At 70.6% G+C, this 17,291-nt stretch carries 19 protein-coding genes; 17 read left to right on the top strand and 2 right to left on the bottom strand.

All coding sequences use genetic code 11. The annotated features are described in order from the left end of the window. The first annotated feature begins 11 nt into the window (after positions 1–11). The 10 genes from E6J58_12800 to E6J58_12755 are packed head-to-tail and all read left to right on the top strand — an operon-like array spanning position 12 to position 8,111. A complete protein-coding gene (locus E6J58_12800) occupies positions 12–1,010 on the top strand; it encodes an ATP phosphoribosyltransferase regulatory subunit (protein TMB36996.1) in 999 nt (332 codons plus the stop codon). Beyond that, positions 1,004–1,615 (top strand): ATP phosphoribosyltransferase, encoded by a 612-nt coding sequence (locus E6J58_12795; protein ID TMB36995.1) that lies wholly within the window; start codon positions 1,004–1,006, stop codon positions 1,613–1,615. The genes E6J58_12800 and E6J58_12795 overlap by 7 nt, the downstream gene beginning before the upstream one ends. Next, positions 1,612–2,892, top strand: coding sequence for a histidinol dehydrogenase (hisD, locus tag E6J58_12790; GenBank protein TMB36994.1), 1,281 nt, complete (start codon positions 1,612–1,614; stop codon positions 2,890–2,892). The genes E6J58_12795 and hisD overlap by 4 nt, the downstream gene beginning before the upstream one ends. After that, complete coding sequence (locus tag E6J58_12785) at positions 2,889–3,965, top strand: histidinol-phosphate aminotransferase family protein (GenBank protein ID TMB36993.1); 1,077 nt, start codon at positions 2,889–2,891, stop codon at positions 3,963–3,965. Before hisD ends, E6J58_12785 begins: the two co-directional genes overlap by 4 nt. Next, positions 3,962–4,819, top strand: coding sequence for an HAD family hydrolase (locus tag E6J58_12780; protein ID TMB36992.1), 858 nt, complete (start codon positions 3,962–3,964; stop codon positions 4,817–4,819). The genes E6J58_12785 and E6J58_12780 overlap by 4 nt, the downstream gene beginning before the upstream one ends. Next, complete coding sequence (gene hisB / locus E6J58_12775) at positions 4,816–5,406, top strand: imidazoleglycerol-phosphate dehydratase HisB (protein ID TMB36991.1); 591 nt, start codon at positions 4,816–4,818, stop codon at positions 5,404–5,406. The genes E6J58_12780 and hisB overlap by 4 nt, the downstream gene beginning before the upstream one ends. Then, a complete protein-coding gene (hisH, locus tag E6J58_12770) occupies positions 5,403–6,002 on the top strand; it encodes an imidazole glycerol phosphate synthase subunit HisH (GenBank protein ID TMB36990.1) in 600 nt (199 codons plus the stop codon). The genes hisB and hisH overlap by 4 nt, the downstream gene beginning before the upstream one ends. Next, the gene (locus tag E6J58_12765; GenBank protein ID TMB36989.1) at positions 5,972–6,742 is read left to right on the top strand and encodes a 1-(5-phosphoribosyl)-5-[(5-phosphoribosylamino)methylideneamino] imidazole-4-carboxamide isomerase; all 771 of its coding nucleotides are present in this window, start codon (positions 5,972–5,974) and stop codon (positions 6,740–6,742) included. Before hisH ends, E6J58_12765 begins: the two co-directional genes overlap by 31 nt. Continuing rightward, complete coding sequence (gene hisF / locus E6J58_12760) at positions 6,736–7,488, top strand: imidazole glycerol phosphate synthase subunit HisF (GenBank protein ID TMB36988.1); 753 nt, start codon at positions 6,736–6,738, stop codon at positions 7,486–7,488. Before E6J58_12765 ends, hisF begins: the two co-directional genes overlap by 7 nt. Then, a complete protein-coding gene (locus E6J58_12755; protein ID TMB37066.1) occupies positions 7,485–8,111 on the top strand; it encodes a bifunctional phosphoribosyl-AMP cyclohydrolase/phosphoribosyl-ATP diphosphatase HisIE in 627 nt (208 codons plus the stop codon). Before hisF ends, E6J58_12755 begins: the two co-directional genes overlap by 4 nt. Positions 8,112–8,148: 37 nt before the next feature. Here E6J58_12755 and rimI read toward each other — a convergent pair whose 3' ends face one another. Continuing rightward, positions 8,149–8,646: a ribosomal-protein-alanine N-acetyltransferase gene (gene rimI, locus E6J58_12750; protein TMB36987.1), complete on the bottom strand. Its 498-nt coding sequence runs from the start codon at positions 8,644–8,646 to the stop codon at positions 8,149–8,151. Continuing rightward, positions 8,647–9,297, bottom strand: a complete 651-nt coding sequence (locus tag E6J58_12745) for a hypothetical protein (GenBank protein ID TMB36986.1) — start codon at positions 9,295–9,297, stop codon at positions 8,647–8,649. Positions 9,298–9,386: 89 nt separating this feature from the next. On the opposite strand from E6J58_12745, the gene E6J58_12740 reads away from it, so the two are divergent. The 7 genes from E6J58_12740 (at position 9,387) to E6J58_12710 (ending at position 16,985) form a co-directional block, all read left to right on the top strand. Continuing rightward, positions 9,387–10,544, top strand: coding sequence for a molecular chaperone DnaJ (locus E6J58_12740; GenBank protein TMB36985.1), 1,158 nt, complete (start codon positions 9,387–9,389; stop codon positions 10,542–10,544). A 9-nt stretch (positions 10,545–10,553) separates the two neighbouring features. Then, entirely contained in the window at positions 10,554–11,282 is a 729-nt protein-coding gene (locus E6J58_12735) for a HEAT repeat domain-containing protein (protein TMB36984.1), read from the top strand. Between the two features lie 78 nt (positions 11,283–11,360). Next, positions 11,361–11,858: a CHAP domain-containing protein gene (locus E6J58_12730; GenBank protein TMB36983.1), complete on the top strand. Its 498-nt coding sequence runs from the start codon at positions 11,361–11,363 to the stop codon at positions 11,856–11,858. Positions 11,859–11,862: 4 nt separating this feature from the next. Beyond that, on the top strand, positions 11,863–12,828 hold the full coding sequence (locus E6J58_12725; GenBank protein TMB36982.1) for an ATP-dependent DNA ligase: 966 nt from the start codon (positions 11,863–11,865) through the stop codon (positions 12,826–12,828). Next, complete coding sequence (locus E6J58_12720; GenBank protein TMB36981.1) at positions 12,573–13,640, top strand: ATP-dependent DNA ligase; 1,068 nt, start codon at positions 12,573–12,575, stop codon at positions 13,638–13,640. The genes E6J58_12725 and E6J58_12720 overlap by 256 nt, the downstream gene beginning before the upstream one ends. A 52-nt stretch (positions 13,641–13,692) precedes the next feature. After that, positions 13,693–16,077 carry an ATP-dependent Clp protease ATP-binding subunit gene (locus E6J58_12715; protein TMB36980.1) on the top strand — a complete coding sequence of 795 codons (2,385 nt, stop codon included), beginning with the start codon at positions 13,693–13,695 and terminating at the stop codon, positions 16,075–16,077. Further along, positions 16,074–16,985: a DUF2520 domain-containing protein gene (locus E6J58_12710; GenBank protein TMB36979.1), complete on the top strand. Its 912-nt coding sequence runs from the start codon at positions 16,074–16,076 to the stop codon at positions 16,983–16,985. The genes E6J58_12715 and E6J58_12710 overlap by 4 nt, the downstream gene beginning before the upstream one ends. Positions 16,986–17,291 lie beyond the last annotated feature (306 nt).

Raw genomic sequence — 17,291 nt, 5'->3', positions numbered from 1 at the left:
CGGCGCAGCCTATAACACGCGCCCTTGCGCCGTCGGCGTCCGCCGTCGACAATCGCCCCTTCGTGCAACCGGCGACGCCACTTCCCGGAACGCAGGACCTCCTCTTCGAGGCGGCGCGGCGCCTGCGTCGCTGCGAGGCGACGCTCTGCGCGCGCTTCGAGGCCAAGGGCTACGCGGAGGTCATCCCGCCTGCGATCGAGGCGGCGGACGTGTTCGGACCGGAAGCGTTCAGGGCGCTCGATCGCAGCGGGCGGCTGATCGCGCTGCGCGCGGACTTCACCGCCCAGGTCGCCCGCATCGCGGCGACGCGACTCTCGGGCATGTCTCCGTTGCGACTGTATTACCGCGGCAGCATCGTGCGCCGGGTGGCACCCGACAGCGGGCCCGTACACGAGAGACTGCAGGCGGGTTGCGAATTGGTGGGCGCCGCCGGCGCCGAAGCGGATGCCGAGATCCTCGCGCTTGCCGCCGCCTCGCTGCACGCCCTCGGCATTCGCGGTCGCATCTCCCTGGGCAGCACCGGATATTTCTCCGCCCTTGCCGCCGCGGCGGGGGCCGGAGGCAGGCTCGCCGCCGCGCTCAACGACGCCATCGATCGCAAGGACCTGCCGACGTTGCGGAGCCTGTGCGAGCGCGAGGTCACTCCGGGAAAAGCGCGCGATGCGCTCCTGCTGCTGGCGCAGCCGCCGCGCCCGCAGACGGAAGCGGGCGAGCTGCTCTCGAGGGCCGAGGCGCTGGCGCCCACCGAGGATGCCCTGAAGGCCCTGCAGCGCATCTCCGCCGCGCTCGGCGCGGCTCGCAGCCTCGGAGCCGAGCTGGAGGTCGATCTCGGAGAGGTCCGCGGGCTGGGCTACTACACCGGCATCGTCTTCAATCTGTACGCGACCGGCGCGCCCCGTCCGGTCGGCGGCGGTGGCCGGTACGACACCCTGCTCGGCCGCTTCGGCGATCCCCGGCCCGCGGTCGGGTTCTCGCTCGATCTCGACGCGCTGGTGCCGCTCGCATGCTGACCATCGCCCTGCCGAAGGGCCGGCTGCAAAGGCCCGCGCTCGAGCGGTTCGCGCACGCGGGAGTCGTGCCGGAAGACGAGCCGGGCACGTCCCGAAAGCTGATCATCGCGGCGGGATCCTCGGCACGTTTCGTGGTCCTCAAGGACGGCGACGTGCCCTTGTACGTGGAGCGCGGCGCGGCGGATCTCGGCGTCTGCGGGCTCGATCAGGTGCTCGAGTCGGCCGCCGATCTGCTGACGCCGATCGACTTCGGGTTCGGCCGTTGCCGGCTCTGCCTGGCGGCGCCGCGGGGATCGAGCGTGACGGCGGAGCTGGGCCGGTCGCTCCGCGTGGCCACGAAGTATCCCCGGCTCACCCTGCAGTGGTTCGGCCGTCGCGGAGTGCCCGTGGACCTCGTCCACCTCGCCGGATCCGTCGAGCTCGCGGCGGTCAGCGGACTCACCGACGCGATCGTCGATCTGGTGGAGACCGGTCGCACGCTGGAAGAGAACGGTCTGGTGGTAGTCGACGAGATCCTGCAGGTCACCGCCCGGCTGGTGGTGAACCGCGCCGCGTATCGATTGAAGGTGGAGGAGATGCTGCCGCTCCTGGAGAAGCTCGGATGATCCGCATTCTGCGTCTGGAGGATCCCGCGGATCGTCTGCAGGCGATCTCGCTGCGCACGACCGCACAGATCGGGTCGCAGATCTCGGCTTCGGTCGCCGCCATCATCGCCGACGTCCGCGCCCGTGGGGACGCGGCCGTCCGCGAGCTGACCGAGCGCTTCGATGGACCGCGCCTCGAGTCATTCTTCATCGACGATGCGCGCTGGAGCGCGCTGGCGGACGAGTGCCCTGCCCAGGTCCGGCAGGCACTCGTCACCGCGCACGAGCGGGTGCGCGACTTCCATGCCCGCCAGATTCCTTCCTCGTACGCCGTGCATCTCCAGGCCGGCGGAGTCGTGCGCTGCCTGACCATTCCCTTGCAACGGGCGGCTTGCTACGTGCCCGGCGGCCGCGCGGCGTACCCCTCCACGGTCATCATGACGGCCGCCGTCGCCAGGCTCGCGGGAGTGCCCGAGGTGATCGTGGCGACTCCGCCGCGTCGCGACGGCGGCATCCTTCCGGAGGTCGCGGCGGCGGCGCGAATCGCGGGAGCCACGCGCATCCTGCTCGCGGGCGGAGCGCAGGCGGTGGCGGCGCTCGCCCTGGGAACGGCGACGGTCCCGAAAGTCGACGTGATCGTCGGGCCAGGAAACGCGTACGTCACCGAAGCGAAGAGGCAGCTCTCGGGCGACGTGCGCATCGATTCGCTGGCCGGACCGACGGAGGTCGTCATCGTCGCCGATGGCAGCGCGGATCCGCGTCAAGTCGCGGCCGACCTCGTGGCGCAGGGAGAGCACGATCCGCTGGCGTTGAGCGTGCTGGTCACACCCGAGGCATCGCTCGCGCAGCGGACCGTCGAGGCGGTAAAGGCGGAGCTCGCCGGGCATCCGAACCGCGTCGCGGCCGAGTCTCTGGCGGCCCGCGGCGCCGCGGTGGTCGCCCGCGACCTGGACGAGGCGCTGGCATTCGCGAACGATCTGGCCCCCGAGCATCTCGAGCTCCTCCTGCGGGACGCCGCAGCCGCGTTGCCAAAAGTCCCGCGCGCCGCGGCGGTGTTCGTCGGTCACTACGCGCCCGTACCGGTCGGCGACTATCTCGCGGGTCCCAACCACACGCTGCCCACCGGCGGCACGGCGCGGTTCGCTTCGCCGCTGAACGCGGCCGACTTCGTTCGCCGGCAGAACGTCATCGAGTACGGCCCCGGGCAGCTCGCGGCAGATTCCGCCGCCATCGAATCGCTGGCGCGCGCCGAGGGCCTGCACGGCCACGCCCGCGCCATCGAGGTGCGGCGCAAATGAGCCGGGCCCCGGAGGAGTTCGTGCGCAGCACCGTGCGGCCGCTTGCGCCCTATGGGCCGCCGCGAGATCCGGCTCCGGTGCCGCTGCATCTCAATGAGAGCCCCGACGACGTCCAGCCGGAGCTGAAGCGGGAGCTGTCCGCTCAGCTCGAGGCAATGGACTGGTCGAAGTACCCCATCACCGACGGCGCGCGGCTCGGGGCAGATCTCGCACAGGCTTTCGGCGTCGATCGCGCCGGCGTCCTGGTGGGGAACGGTTCGAACGAGCTGCTCCAGCTGCTCCTCTTCGCCTGCATCGAGCCCGGCGATACGGTGGTCGTGGTCGCGCCGTCCTTCGCACTGTATGCGCTGCAGGCGAAAGCGCTGGGCGCAAGCGTCATCGCCGTTCCGCTTCGCGGCGGTTCCGGCGAATTCCGCTTCCCCCTCGAAGAGCTGGTGCGCGCGGCAGAGGGAGCGAAGCTGCTGCTGCTGGGATCGCCGAACAACCCGACGGGCACCACGCTCTCCGTGGAGGACGCGTCGCTGCTCGCGCGCGCGGTGCCCTGTCTGCTGGGGATCGACGAGGCTTATCGCGAGTTCTGCGGGCAGGATTTCACCCCGCTGCTGCCGCAGCATCCGCGGCTGGCGCTCTTCCGCACGTTTTCGAAAGCGTTCGCCGCGGCCAGCCTGCGCGCCGGATGCATGCTGGCGGCGCCGAGCCTCTGCGCGGAGCTGCGCAAGGTCCAGCTTCCCTACAACCTGAGCGCCTCCACTTCGCTGATCGCGCGCGCGCTCATTGCTCGCCCCGAGTTGGTGGCCGACCGCGTTCGCCGCGTGGTCGGCGAGCGCGAACGGGTCGGCCGCGCTCTTCGCGAGCTTGGAACCACGGTCCATCCCTCGGGAGCGAATTTCATCCTCTTCGAGCAAACGCGGATGCCGGCGGGCGAGCTGCACGCCGCCCTGTTCCGCCGGGGCGTGCTGATCCGGAACGTCTCGTCGGGGCCGGGCCTGGAGCGCGCGCTGCGGGTGAGCATCGGTGCGCCTGCTGCCAACGATGCCTTTCTCGCTGCGATCCGGACGGAGCTCGCGCCGTGAGCTTTTCGCTGCGCGCTGTCCGGGGCGTGATCCTCGACGTGGACGGAGTCCTGCTCGATGCGCGCCCCAGCTACCACGCGGTGGCGGAGGAAGCTGCCCGCCGCGCCATCGTGCCGCTCGTCGGCGAGGGTCCCGCGCGTGGGGCGCCGTTCGATCGCGACGTCGAGATCGCGGCGTTCAAGAACGCCGGCGGCTTCAACGACGACTGGGAGATGTCCCGCGCGATCGCCCTTCTGCTCTACCTGCGCGCGCGACAAGAGGCGCCAGACCTTGGACGCTTTCTCGCCGAGGCCGGGGGCCACGGGGTTCGCCCGCTCTACGAGAAGCGTCCCGTCCCCATCCGGCAGGAGACCGTCGCGCGGATCTGCGGAGCTCTCTACGGCGGGCCGATGTGCCGCGACCTGTTCGGATTCGAGGCCAAGGACGTGCTCCCCGACGCGCCCGAGCGGGGGATGTGGGAAAACGAGGAGGTGCTCCCTGACTCCCGTCTGCTCGCTGCCGTCGCCACCCGGTTTCCGCTCGCCCTCTACACGGGGCGGAACCCGGGCGAGACGCGCCTTGCGCAACGGCTTTGCCGCTTGAAGATCCCGGACGAGCTCTGCTGGGTCGCCGACGGACACCGGCCGCGCAAGCCGGATCCCGCAGGGCTGCTCTGGCTCACGCACGCGCTGCTGCGCGGAGCGCCAAGGGCGTCCGAGGTCCTGTTCATCGGCGACACGGCGGACGACAGGGCGGCGTCGCGCGCCGCCCAGGACGCGGGCGCGCCGATCGTCTACGCTCACGTCGAGGCACCCGGCGATACCAGCCGGGTGCTCTCGCGGCTGCTCGCCGAGACGGGAGATGCCCACGCATGAGCCGGACGGGAAAGATCTCGCGCAAGACCCGGGAGACGGAGCTGGAGGTCGCCATCGACCTGGACGGCCGCGGCGACGCGCAGGTCTCGACCGGGATCCCGTTCTTCGACCACATGCTGGACACGCTCGCCAAGCACGCCGCGTTCGACGCGCAGATCAACTGCAAGGGCGACCTGCACATCGACCAGCACCACACGGTCGAAGACACCGGGATCGCGCTCGGCGGCGCCGTCGACCAGGCGCTCGGGGACCGGAAGGGGATCGCCCGCGCCGGCTGCTTCTACTTCCCGCTCGACGAGGCACTGGCGCGCACGGTCATCGATCTCTCCGGACGCGCCTACTTGCACTGGAACGTGTCCGTCGATCAGGGTCCGCGCAGCGCCATGGATCTCTCGGTCGTCGAGGGATTCTTCAAGGCGTTCGCCGACCATGCCCGCGCCAACGTCCACATCGATCTGTTGACGGGCCGCGACTTCCATCACGGCGCCGAAGCCGTGTTCAAGTCGTTCGCGCGCGCGCTGCGGCAGGCCGTTGCAGTCGACCCGCGTCTGACCGGGGCCGTGCCCAGCACCAAAGGAGTCTTGTGAACGTCGCCGTCGTCGATCTCGGTCTGGGCAACCTGGGATCGGTGCTGCACGCCCTGCGGCGCGCAGGCGGGGACCCGCAGCTCCTGACCGACCCGTCCTCCGTCGCTCGCGCGCCTCGCGTGATTCTGCCCGGAGTTGCGGCCTTCGGGCTCGGCATGGAGCGCGCCGCGCCCTTCCAGCAGGCGCTGCGCACGGCGCTGGGCCGGCGAGCGCCGGTGCTCGGCATCTGCCTGGGCATGCAGCTCCTCTTCGAGGAGGGCGACGAAGATGGCCGCCGCGCCGGACTCGGACTGTTGCCAGGCCGCGTGACGCGGCTGCCGCAGGACGTGCAGGTCCCCCACATCGGCTGGCAGAAGCTGCGGCCGACCGGGGCGAGCGCTCTCGAGCCGTCCGGCTGGGCTTACTTCGCTCACTCCTATCGCTGCGAGGCGCCCGATAGCGTCACTCATGCGGTCGCGGAGCACGGGCGGGTGCGGATTCCCGCCGTCGTCGGCCAAGGCACGCTCTTCGGCGTCCAGTACCACCCGGAGAAGAGCGCCGGCGACGGAGAGGCGCTGCTGAAAAGATTCCTTGCCCTGCCCCAGGCACCGCCGTGACGGCCCAGTTGTACCCGGCGATCGACCTGCTCGAAGGCCGCGCGGTGCGGTTGCACCAGGGGGATCGGAAGACGGCGCGCATCTGGTCGCAGGACCCGGCGGCACAGGCGCGGGAGTTCGTGCAGCAGGGTGCCGTGGTCCTGCACGTCGTCGACCTGGATGCCGCGTTCGGCGGCCCTAGGCAGCTCGAGTTGATCGGCCGGATTGCGCAAGCTGCGGCGCCGGCGGTGGTGCAGGTGGGCGGCGGCATCCGCGACGTGCGCGCCGGCGAGGAGACGCTCGCCGCGGGCGCGGGCCGGATCATTCTCGGCACTGCCGCAATCGAGCAGCCCGCGCTGGCGGCGGCGGCCGTCGAGCGCTTCGGCCAGGATCGGGTGGCGTGCGGAATCGACGTCAAGGACGGGCGCGCGGCGACGCGGGGTTGGACGGAAACGCGCGGCCCTTCCCCGGCCGGCCTGGCGAAGGATCTCGCCGGCGGCGGGGTGCGTTGGTTCGTCGTGACCGCGGTGGCCCGCGACGGCACGATGCAAGGATTCGATCTTGCATTGCTCCGCGAGGTGGAAGCCGCCGTGCCGCGGGCGCGTCTGATCGCATCCGGCGGAGCGGGCTATCTTTCGCATCTGCGCGCGCTCGCTGCCGCCGGGCTGCGCACGCTTGCAGGCGCGATCGCCGGCACCGCGCTCTACGAAGGCCGGTTCACCATCGCGGAAGGCCAAACGGCGCTGGAGGGCGGATGCTGACCCGGCGGATCATCCCCTGCCTGGACGTCAAGGACGGCCGGGTGGTGAAAGGCGTCCGCTTCCAGGATCTGCGCGACGCCGGCGATCCCGTCGAACAGGCGCGCGCCTATGGTGCTGCCGGCGCCGACGAGCTTTGCTTCCTCGACATCAGCGCGTCGCTGGAAGCTCGCGGTACCCTCGTGCGACTGGTGGAGCACGTCGCGAGCGAGCTGAGCATTCCGTTCGCCGTGGGCGGCGGAGTCCGCAACGTCGGCGACGCAGAAACGCTCCTCCGGGCGGGAGCCGACAAGGTATCGATGAACAGCGCCGCGCTCGCCGACCCCGCGCTGATCACCGCGGTGGCGCGCCTTCTGGGCTCGCAGAGCGCGATGGTGGCCATCGACGCAAAGGCGCGCCGTCCCGGTTGGGAGGTCCGCTCCCACGGCGGCACGCGCCCGACGGGTCGCGAACTGATCGAGTGGGCACGCGAGGCCGTCGATCGCGGTGCCGGCGAGATCCTGCTCACCTCGATGGATCATGACGGCACCGGCAACGGCTTCGCGGTGGAGATGCTGCGGGCGGTGACGGTGGCCGTTCCCGTGCCGGTGATCGCCAGCGGAGGCGCGGGAACGCCGGCGCACTTCGCCGCAGCCTTCGAAGCGGGCGCGTCGGCTGCGCTGGCAGCATCCGTGTTCCACTTCGGGACTCTCGGCATCGCGGCGGTGAAGGAGGCTTGCGCCGCGCGCGGCTTCCCCATGCGGATATGACGCCGGACGACGTGAAATGGGACGAGCAGGGGCTCGCGCCCGCCATCGTGCAGGACGCCGTCTCCGGCGAGGTGCTGATGCTCGCCTGGATGACCCGCGAGAGCCTGCAGCGCACGCTGGAGACAAGGCTGGCGACGTTCTGGAGCCGCAGCCGCCGCGAGCTGTGGACGAAGGGCGCGACCAGCGGCAACACGCAGGCGGTGCGCGCCGTGGCGCTCGACTGCGATCAGGATGCCATCCTCCTGCGGGTCGTCCCGGCGGGACCCGCATGCCACACGGGCGCGCGCTCCTGTTTCGTGGCCGGCGACGCGCTGCTCGATGGGCCGCCTTCGCCAGGAGAGACGCTGGCCGCGCTGGAACGCGTGTTGCGCTCGCGGCGGCGGGAGGCGCCGGAAGGTTCCTATTCGGCGAAGCTCTTTGCGGACGAGGCGCTCCGCCACAAGAAAGTCGGCGAGGAGGCTGCCGAGCTGGTGGTGGCGTCGCTGCGCGGCAAACCCGACGAGATCGCCCACGAAGCCGCCGACCTTTTCTACCATGCGCTGGTCCTTCTCCAGGCCCACGGCATCACGCTGCCGGACGTGACTGCTGTCCTCCGCTCCCGGGAAGGAAAACGGCGAGGCTAACGTCTTCCTTTCGTCGACCTGAAGACTTGGCGCGAGCTTAGCGGGAGGACTTGAGTTCCTTGACCATCACGATGGCGTCTTCGCCCTCGTCGACGTAGTAGTTTGGCCGGACGCCGACGGCCCGGTAGTCGAACTCCCGGTAGAGATCGAGGGCCGCCTGGTTCGAGCGGCGCACTTCCAGCGTCAAGAGCGCCGCGCCCGCCTGCTGCGCCCGCTTCTCCGTCTCGGCCATGAGCATCCGCGCCACTCCCTTGCGGCGCTGCTCCGGCGCGACTGCGACGTTCAGGATGTGGACCTCGTCGTGCACGAGCCAGTAGATGAGGAAGCCGACGATCCGTTCGCTGCCCCTGCCGCTGGCGCTCGTCAGCGGCTCCAGCGCGACGAGGATGGTGCTCCAGTCGTGCTCCAGCTCGCGGCGGAAAAGCTCCGGCGACCAGGGATGCCGGAAGGCGGCCCGCTCGATCACCATCACTTCGTCGAGGTCCGCCGCCGTCATCCGCCGAATCTCGAGCCGGGGCCGGAGGCGGACCGCCATCTACTGTCCCGCCGCGACCGTTCCGGCCGCCTCCAGGGAATCGAGCACGCGCACGCTCGCGCGCCTGCGCAGGTCGATGAGCAGCTCGTGCAACAGGCGCTGGTACTTCTCCTGCGCGAGCTGCTCGCGAAGCTGCTCGCGCTCGGCCGCGGAGAGCTTCTTTCTCCGCGCCGCTTCCTCCAACTCGCTCTCGCGCAGCTGCGCCGCGAGCTTGAGGCGGTTGTCCAGGTACCGCGCGACGCGCAGCTCCCGGGCCAGGATCGCGCCGATCTCGTCGTCGGTCAGCTCGATGGTCCGAGCGAACGCGTCGTAGTCGGCGCGGGAAGCAAAGCGCGAGCGCATCCGCGCGAGCAGCGCGTCGATCTCGCCGGGTTCCAGATCGAAGAGCTTCAGCCGCTGCATCTCGGAGAGCACCACGCGCTCCTCGATCGTCCTGCGCAGCGATGCAGCGAGGATTCGTCGATCGAGGGGAGCCGCGGCCGCTGCCGCCCCCTGGGTCTCGATCAACCGGACCCGGGTTTCCGCCGCCACCTCGGAGAGGGTGATCGAGTGCGCCTCCACGACGGCGACGACCTCGTCGAGCAGCTGACGGTCGGCGGCGCCGACGGCGAAGGCACCGAGAGCAAGCAGGATGAGCGGGACCGCTCTCACACCGGGATGGTAACAGATGGAGCGGCGCCCCGGGGAATTCGGAAACGCCATTTGACCACCCTCGGCCGCGTGGTTACGGTCGCGCAGTGATGAAGGATCCGTACTCCGCGCTGGGCGTGTCGAAAACGGCGTCGGCGGAGGAGATCAAGAAGGCGTACCGGAAGCTGGCGAAGAAGCTCCACCCGGACATGAACCCGGGGGACAAGAAGGCGGAAGAGCGCTTCAAGGAGGTGTCCGGCGCATTCGAGATCGTCGGCGACCCGAAGAAGCGCGCGCTGTACGACGAATTCGGCGAGATTTCCACCCGGCCCGGCTTCGACGAGCAGAAGGCGCGCGAGTTTCAGCGCCAGGCCCGCGCCGGCGGCTTCGGCGAGGGATTCCAGGGTTTCGAAGGCTTCTCCGGCGGCGCAGGATTCGATCCCTCCGATCTCGGATCGATGTTCGAGGACCTCTTCGGCCGGCGCCAGGGCGGCGCGGCGCGAGCACGGCGCGGCCCTGCGGAGCCCACGGTGGGCGACGACGCCGAAACCTCGATCGAGGTGGATCTGCGCGATGCGGTGCTCGGCGCCGAGCGCGAAATCGTCGTGAACCGTCCTGCCCGGTGCCCGGAGTGCAAAGGGAGCGGCGCCAGACCCGGCTCCCGCCCGCAGACCTGTCCTCAATGCGGAGGCTCGGGCGAGGTGCGCATGGGCGGCCTGTTCAGCGCGCCTTGTCCCCGCTGTCAGGGAGAGGGGGTCGTCCGGGACCCCTGCCCGCGCTGTGGCGGCGAGGGGACCGTTCCGGAGACCGCGCGGCTGAAGGTGAAGATCCCGCCCGGCGTCGAGACGGGGTCGCGCGTGCGGCTGCCCGGTCAGGGCGGTCCTGGTCAGCGCGGAGCCGAGCCGGGCGATCTGTACTTGCGCATCATCGTACGTGAGCACCCCACGGTGCAGGTGCAGGGACGGGATCTGCTGCTCGACCTTCCCATCACGCCGGCGGAAGCGCTCGCCGGAGCCGAGGTCACCGCGCCGACGTTCGAGGGCGCCGTGAAGCTGAAGATCCCGCCGGGTTCGCAGAGCGGACGCAAGCTGCGGCTGCGCGGCCGGGGTCTGCCCGCCCTGAAGGGCGGCGCCACCGGGGCCCCGCGTGGCGACCTCTACGTGGTCCTGCAGATCGTCCTCCCTCCCGATTCCCCCCAGGCGCGCGAGGCGACGGCCGTGTTGCAGCGGCTGTACAAAAACGACGTGCGGAAAGACGTCGTGCTGTAGAAGGGCGCCATGGGACTGCTCGACATGCTCGGACTCGGCGGGCCGGAGGGAAAGATCCGGCGGCTGCAGAAGAAGGCGACCACCAAGTTCGGACCCGCCGAAAACCGCCAGGGCGCCATCGAGGAGCTGGGCGCGCTGAAGACGGACGCCGCGATCGACGCGCTTCTCACCCGCTACACGTTCCGCGTCGACCCGGGAATCACCGACGACGACGAGAAGGCCCGGGTACTGGCATTGATCACGCAGGCGGGCGAGGTCGCGCTCGGCTCGGTCAAGCGCTTCATCTCCAACCGCGAGGAGATCTCCTGGCCGCTGCGCGCGCTGGAAGGCCTCCTGCCCGAAGCGGAAGTGGTGAAATTCCTCGTCGACGTCGCGAGGAAGGCCGGCGGCGAATACAGCCGCGTGCCGGAGAAGAAAGTGCTGCTGCTGCACGCGCTGTCCACGCACAAGTCGGCGGAGATTGCCCCGGCCGTCCTGTCCTTCCTCGACGACATGGATGACGAGGTGCAGATCGCGGCGGCGGAAGTGATCGCGCGCCAGCAGGACCCGGTCGGCCGCGAGCCGCTCATCCAGCACTTCCTCAAGGCGCACGAGGGCAGCAACGCCCGCGTCCGCGAAGCGTTGGCGGGGCTGCTCGCCGACTCCGGATGGGACGTCAAAGGGTATACGCCGAAGGTCGAGGCCGCCCTGCCGGCCGGATACAAGCTCGACTCACGCGGCAAAATCGTCAGAAAGTAGAGGAGCTTGCGCGGCACCCCGCGCGCCGTCCTGCCGCCCATTCCTCGGCGGCCGGCGAGTGAGCACCTTCCCGCCCGCATGCTTCTTCTGCTGCTGGCGTCGGTCCTGGGAAGCCGGCTGGCCGAGCACGCCCAGTCGGCGGCGGGCCTGCGATCGGTGCGCCAGCTTTCGCGGAGCGCCACCGACGACTGCTCCGGATTCGTCCGCACCATCTATGCGCGCGAAGGGGTCGACCTCGCCGTGGTTCCTCCTCGTCCCCGGGAGAACGGCGTCTCCTGGTTGCATCGGGTCGCGAGGGCGCGGCGGGCTCTGCGGCACCAGCCGCGACCCGGCGATATGGTCTTCTTCCGGGACACGTACCGCCGTGGTCTCTCCCACGTCGGGATCGTCGATTCGGTGCGCGGACCCGAGGTGACGTTCGTTCATCGCACTCGCGGCGGCATCGTCCGCTCGAGACTGGATCTGCGCCACCCGCACTCCCCGGGCCGGAATGACGTCCTCCGGCGCCCCCCGCGCCGGGCGCTGACCGGAGAGTTGCTGGCAGGCTTCGCAGCGCCGGATCCGCTCACAAATTGAAGGCATGGAACCGATGCTTGCGCAGCTCGCCCGCGAGCTGCCGCTCGGCGACTACCTGTACGAGCCCAAGTGGGATGGATTCCGCTGCATCGCCACTTGCGCCGGCGGCGGAGTCGATCTGCGGAGCCGCAACGCACGTCCTCTCGCCCGCTATTTTCCCGAGATCGTCGAGCCGCTCCGCGAGCACCGCCAGGTGTTCGACGGGGAGTTGATGGTGCCGGCGGTGGATGGTTCCGACTTCGGCGCCTTGCTCAACCGGCTGCACCCTTCGCGGACGCGGGTCGAGGAGCTGCGGCGGTCCACTCCCGCAAGCTACGTGATCTTCGATCTGCTCACCGATCCCGCGCGGCCGTTCGTCGAGCGACGGGCGGCGCTGGAGAGACTGACGCTCCAGCCGCCGCTGTCGCTGACGCCGATCACCGCGGACCCTGCGGTTGCGCTGCGATGGCTCGAAGCCGGCAAGGGGATCGACGGCATCATCGCCAAGCGCCGGGATCAACGCTACGAGCCAGGCCGGCGTGGATGGATCAAGATCAAGCCGCAGCACAGCGTCGATTGCGTGGTGGGGGGGTTCCGGCCGCTGCTGGACAGCGCGGGGGTCGCCTCGCTCCTGCTCGGGCTGCACCAGGACGGCCTCCTCGTCCATGTCGGAGTCGCTTCGCAATTCACGGCTGCGCAACGCCGGCAGCTGTTCCAGGACTTGATTCCGGTGGCGTGCAGTCTGTCCGGACACCCCTGGGAGCATGGGTTCAACCTCGGCCGCAGCCCGATCGGCCGCCTTCCGGGATCCGCCGGTCGCTGGGTGGCAAGCGAGATGACGCAGGACTGGGTGCCGGTCCATCCCGTGCGCGTCTGCGAGGTCGCCTACGACAAGCTCGACGGAATCCGCTTCCGCCATCCGGCGCGCTTCCTCCGCTGGCGTCCCGACCGCGACCCGGAGCACTGCCGCACGGATCAGCTCGCGTGCTGAAGAACCTGGAAAAGGCGCTCTGGCCCTCGTTCACGAAAGGGCAGATGATCGAGTGGTACCGCGCCGCCGCACACGCACTGTTGCCGCATCTCGCCGGCCGGGCGGTAACGCTCGCGCGGTTCCCCGACGGAGTCGATGGGCCGGGTTGGTACCAGAGCAACTGCCCGCAAGGCGCGGCGCACACGACGACGGTGACGGGACCGAGCGGCAAGAAGGTACGCTATTGCCTGATCGACGATACGGAGGCGCTGCTCTGGGCGGCGAACCTGGGGACCATCGAGTTCCATCCCTTTCTCGCGCCCGCATCGACGCCAGACCGTCCCCACGCGCTGGTGCTGGACCTCGATCCGCGTCCTCCCGCGGGCCTCGGCGAGTGCTGCGCCGTCGCGCTGCATCTCCGCGCGAAGCTTCGGCCCCTGGAGAGCTTCGTCAAGACGAGCGGCGCCAAGGGCCTGCACCTGTACGTTCCTCTCAACGGCAGCGCGACCTATACGCAGACGAAACCGTTCGCGCGCGAGCTCGCGCGCGCGACCGCGGCGGACCTCCCGGACATGGTCACGGACATGCCGTCGAAGGCGCAGGGATCAGGCAAGGTCTATCTCGACTGGGCGCAGAACGACGCCAACCGATCGACCATCGCACCCTGGTCGCTGCGCGCGACTCGCATTCCGCTCGTCTCGATGCCGTTGCGATGGGAGGAGCTGTCTTCCGAGCCGCGCAGGCTCGGCTTCACGCCAGAGGCGGCCCTCGACCGGCTGCGCCGCGACGGTGACTTCTTCCGGCCGGTGTTGGAGATCGCGCAGCGTCTTTGAGCCGCTTCGCGCTTGCGTCGAAAGATCGCTGTGGGCGAGGATGCCGGCATCGATGCCCCTCGATTCCGCCGAGCTCTCGCAGATCGCCGCCGAAGCCCAGGACATCGCGAAGAGCGTCGGCCAGCCTCCGCGCACCCATCACCTCTTGCTGGCGACGTTCACGGTGCCCGGCCCCGCCGACGTGCTCCTGCGAGAGCGGGGCTGTGACGAAGACCGGGTGCTCGCAGAGCTCACCGCGCTGGGAAAGGCGCCCGAGGAGCCTTCCGCCTCGTTCGCCGACGCACTCGAGAGGGCGCGGCAGCTCGCCCTTGACTGCGGCAACGCACAGGCGGGGGGCCTTCATCTGCTGATCGCGTTGACCCGCCTCTCCCGCAGCACCGCCGCTTCACTGCTGGAACGCACCGCCGGGCCGACGGCCACCCTGCGGACCACCGCGCTCGGCTATCTGACGGGCGCGATCCCGCGGCGCAGGGACGTCGCCGTCGCCGCCGCGCAGACGCCCAAGGCCGCGGTGGTGACCCGGCAAGCCCCTCAACCGTCCACTCCGCAAGTCCGCGTCGCTACCCTGCCCCCGACCGCGGAAATCGACCGGGGCCCTGAACGCGAACCCGCGCCCGAACCGGGACCCGCGCGCCCGCCGGCGCCAGGGGCGCTGGACCCGCGCGAATACCCTTTCCTCGCCACCCATGCGCGCAACCTCACCTCCCTGGCGGTCGAAGGAAAGCTCGATCCCGCAGTGGGCCGCGAGCGCGAGACCGAGGAGCTCCTCGACATCCTCGGCAAGCGCCGGTCGAACAATCCGGTGCTCGTCGGCGAGCCCGGGGTTGGCAAGACCGCCATCGTCGAAGGCCTCGCGCTGCGCATGCTCGGCGGCGACCGCGTTCTCCTCCAGCTCGACGTGGGTGGCCTGGTGGCCGGAACGCAGCTGCGCGGCTCGTTCAGCGAACGCCTGATCGGGATCAAGGACGAGGTGAAGCGCGCCGACGGCCGCTTCATCGTCTTCGTCGACGAGCTTCACATGCTGATCGGCGCCGGAGCCGCCGGCGAGGGACCGCAGGATGCGGCCAATGAGCTGAAGGCGGCGCTCGCGCGCGGCGAGTTTCCCTGCATCGGCGCCACGACGCACGACGAGTTCCAGAAGCACCTCCAGACGGATCCGGCGCTGGAACGGCGCTTCGTTCCGGTGCTGGTGCGCGAGCCGTCGCCGGCGGACGCGGCGCGGATCCTCCGCGGAGCGGCCGCGCAATACGAGCAGCATCATCGCGTGCGGTTCCTTCCCGAGGCGTTGGACGCGGCCGCGCAGCTCACCGCGCGGTACGTTCGCGACCGGTGCCTGCCGGACAAGGCGTTCGCGGCGGTCGACCTGGCGGGCTCGCGCGCACGCCGCGAGGCCCGGACAGCGGTCACACGCGACGACGTCGCCCGCGCCGTCGCCCGGATGGCGGGCTTGCCAGAAGATCGGCTCCTGCAACCCGACGGCGAGCGCTTCCTTAGCCTCGAGAAACGGCTCGGCAGCCGCATCGTGGGGCACGAGCACAATCTCTCCACCATCGCGCGCGCCGTGCGCCGGAACTATGCCGGCTTCTCCGCGCAGCGGCCGCTCGCCTCCTTTCTCTTCTGCGGGCCCTCGGGCGTGGGAAAGACCGAGACGGCCCGCGCGCTCGCCGACGAGCTCTTCGACGGTGCCCTGGTCCGGGTCGATCTGTCGGAATACTCGGAGGCGCATTCCGCCGCACGGCTCGTGGGCGCTCCCCCGGGATACGTCGGATACGGCGAGGGGGGCCTGCTCACGGAAGCCGTTCGACGAAGGCCGGCCTGCGTGGTGCTCCTCGACGAGGCCGAGAAGGCGCATCTCGCGGTCCTGCAGCTGCTGCTCCAGGTCCTCGACGAAGGACAGCTGACCGATGGCCGGGGACGGCGGATCGACTTCTCCGGAGCAGCAGTCATCCTCACCAGCAACCTCGGCGCGTCGGCCTTCGCCGGGGAGAGCCAGCGGCCGATGGGTTTCGCCCAGCCGGCAGGCGCGACGAGAGAGGACGCTCGAGAGCTTGCCGATCCCGCGCAGGCGTCGCGCGCCCTGGAGCAGGCGCGCACCGCCTTTCCACCGGAGCTGTGGGGGAGGCTGGACGAGAAGCTCGTCTTCGCTCCGCTCGCGCGCGGCGAGGTGGCGCAGATCGCGCAACTTCTCCTCGCGGACAGCTCGCGCCGGCTGTGGGAGGAGCGCCGCATCGCCTTCCGCACCGGTCCCGGGCTCGTCGATCACCTGATCGCCTCCGGTGGATACCAGCTCGCATTGGGAGCGAGGCCCATGCGGCAGACGATCCAGCGGCTCGTCGAATCCCCGCTCGCCGACGAGATCCTCGCCGGCCGCGTGAACAGCGGCGAGACCCTCCTCGCGTGCGCCGGCGGCTGCGGAGTGGAGTTCCGGCGGAAATGATCGAGACCGCGGCAGTTCTCGGCGGCGGCGCGGTGGCAAGGGCGCTGCTCCGGGCGCTGCCGCTTTCCGGCGTGCGCGTGCTCGCGTCCTGGCACCGCCGCAGCGGCCTCGAGCCGCCGCCGCTGCGCGATGTGGACGTGGTCCTGCTCGCCGTCTCCGATCAGGCGGTCTCCGAGGTGTGCGGACGGCTCGAGGTTGGCCCGGGACAGCTCGTCGCGCATCTCGCCGGCGCGCTCGGGCTCTCGCCGCTCGCTGCCGCGCGGCGGAAGGGCGCGCGGACGGGATCGCTGCACCCGCTGCGGCCCTTTCGCGGAGCCGACGGAGACGTGTTGGAGGGCTTCGCCGCAGGCATTTCCGGCAGCGATCCCAGCGCGGCCGCGGATCTCGCGCAACTCGCCGTTCGCCTCGGGATGACGCCGCTCCTCACCCGCGATCGTTCTCGCGCCCTGTACCATGCGGCCGCCGTGCTGGCGGCGGGCGCGCAGGTGGCGCTCTTTTCCGAGGCGACGCGCGCGTTCCGGAAGGCGACCGGCCTCCCCGAACCGCAGGCCCGCGCTGCGCTGTTGCCTCTGGCGCTCGGCGCGCTGGAAAAGCTTCGCCGCGAGCCGCCGGAAGCGGCGATCACCGGACCCGCGCTTCGCGGCGACGAGGCAACCATCGCCGCGCACCGCAAAGCCCTGTCCGCGGATTTGCTTGCCCTCTACGATCAGCTGACGGCCGTGGCGCTTCGGCTCAGAAAACCCCTGGAGCCAAAGCTCCTGGCACCGGCCCGAGAGAGCCGATCATCGCATCGACGTCGTCGACCACTTCGGGCGGCGCGCCCATCGGCCAGCTCGCCACGGCAAGCGCCACATGATCGCCGGCGCGGACGACGGCGACGCGGCCCCGCACCTCGTCGGCCACGGTGAACGAGAAGCCGTAGGCCTCGCCTCCGCGAGCGAGCACGCGCTGCAAGTCCTCGACGTGCACACGCGACTCGCCGGCCAGGTTTTCCATCAGCATCCGGGCGAGCAGGCGGATGTCATGGATCCCGTCCGTAGTCTGAACGACGAGCTGCGCGCCGGTCTCCTGCGACATCGCCAGGAGGGGGACGGCCTCGCCATCGGGTCCGCGAACACCACCGCGCAACATCCAGCGTTCCGCGGCCGGCCTCTCGAGCGCAAATTGCCCCGTGCGGTCCTGCCACATCTTCGGAGTCGTGAGGCCGGTCTGCG

This window comes from Deltaproteobacteria bacterium (genome assembly GCA_005879535.1).
In the GTDB taxonomy this organism is placed as follows: domain Bacteria; phylum Myxococcota; class Myxococcia; order Myxococcales; family 40CM-4-68-19; genus 40CM-4-68-19.
This window is presented reverse-complemented; position numbering and strand designations above follow the sequence as displayed.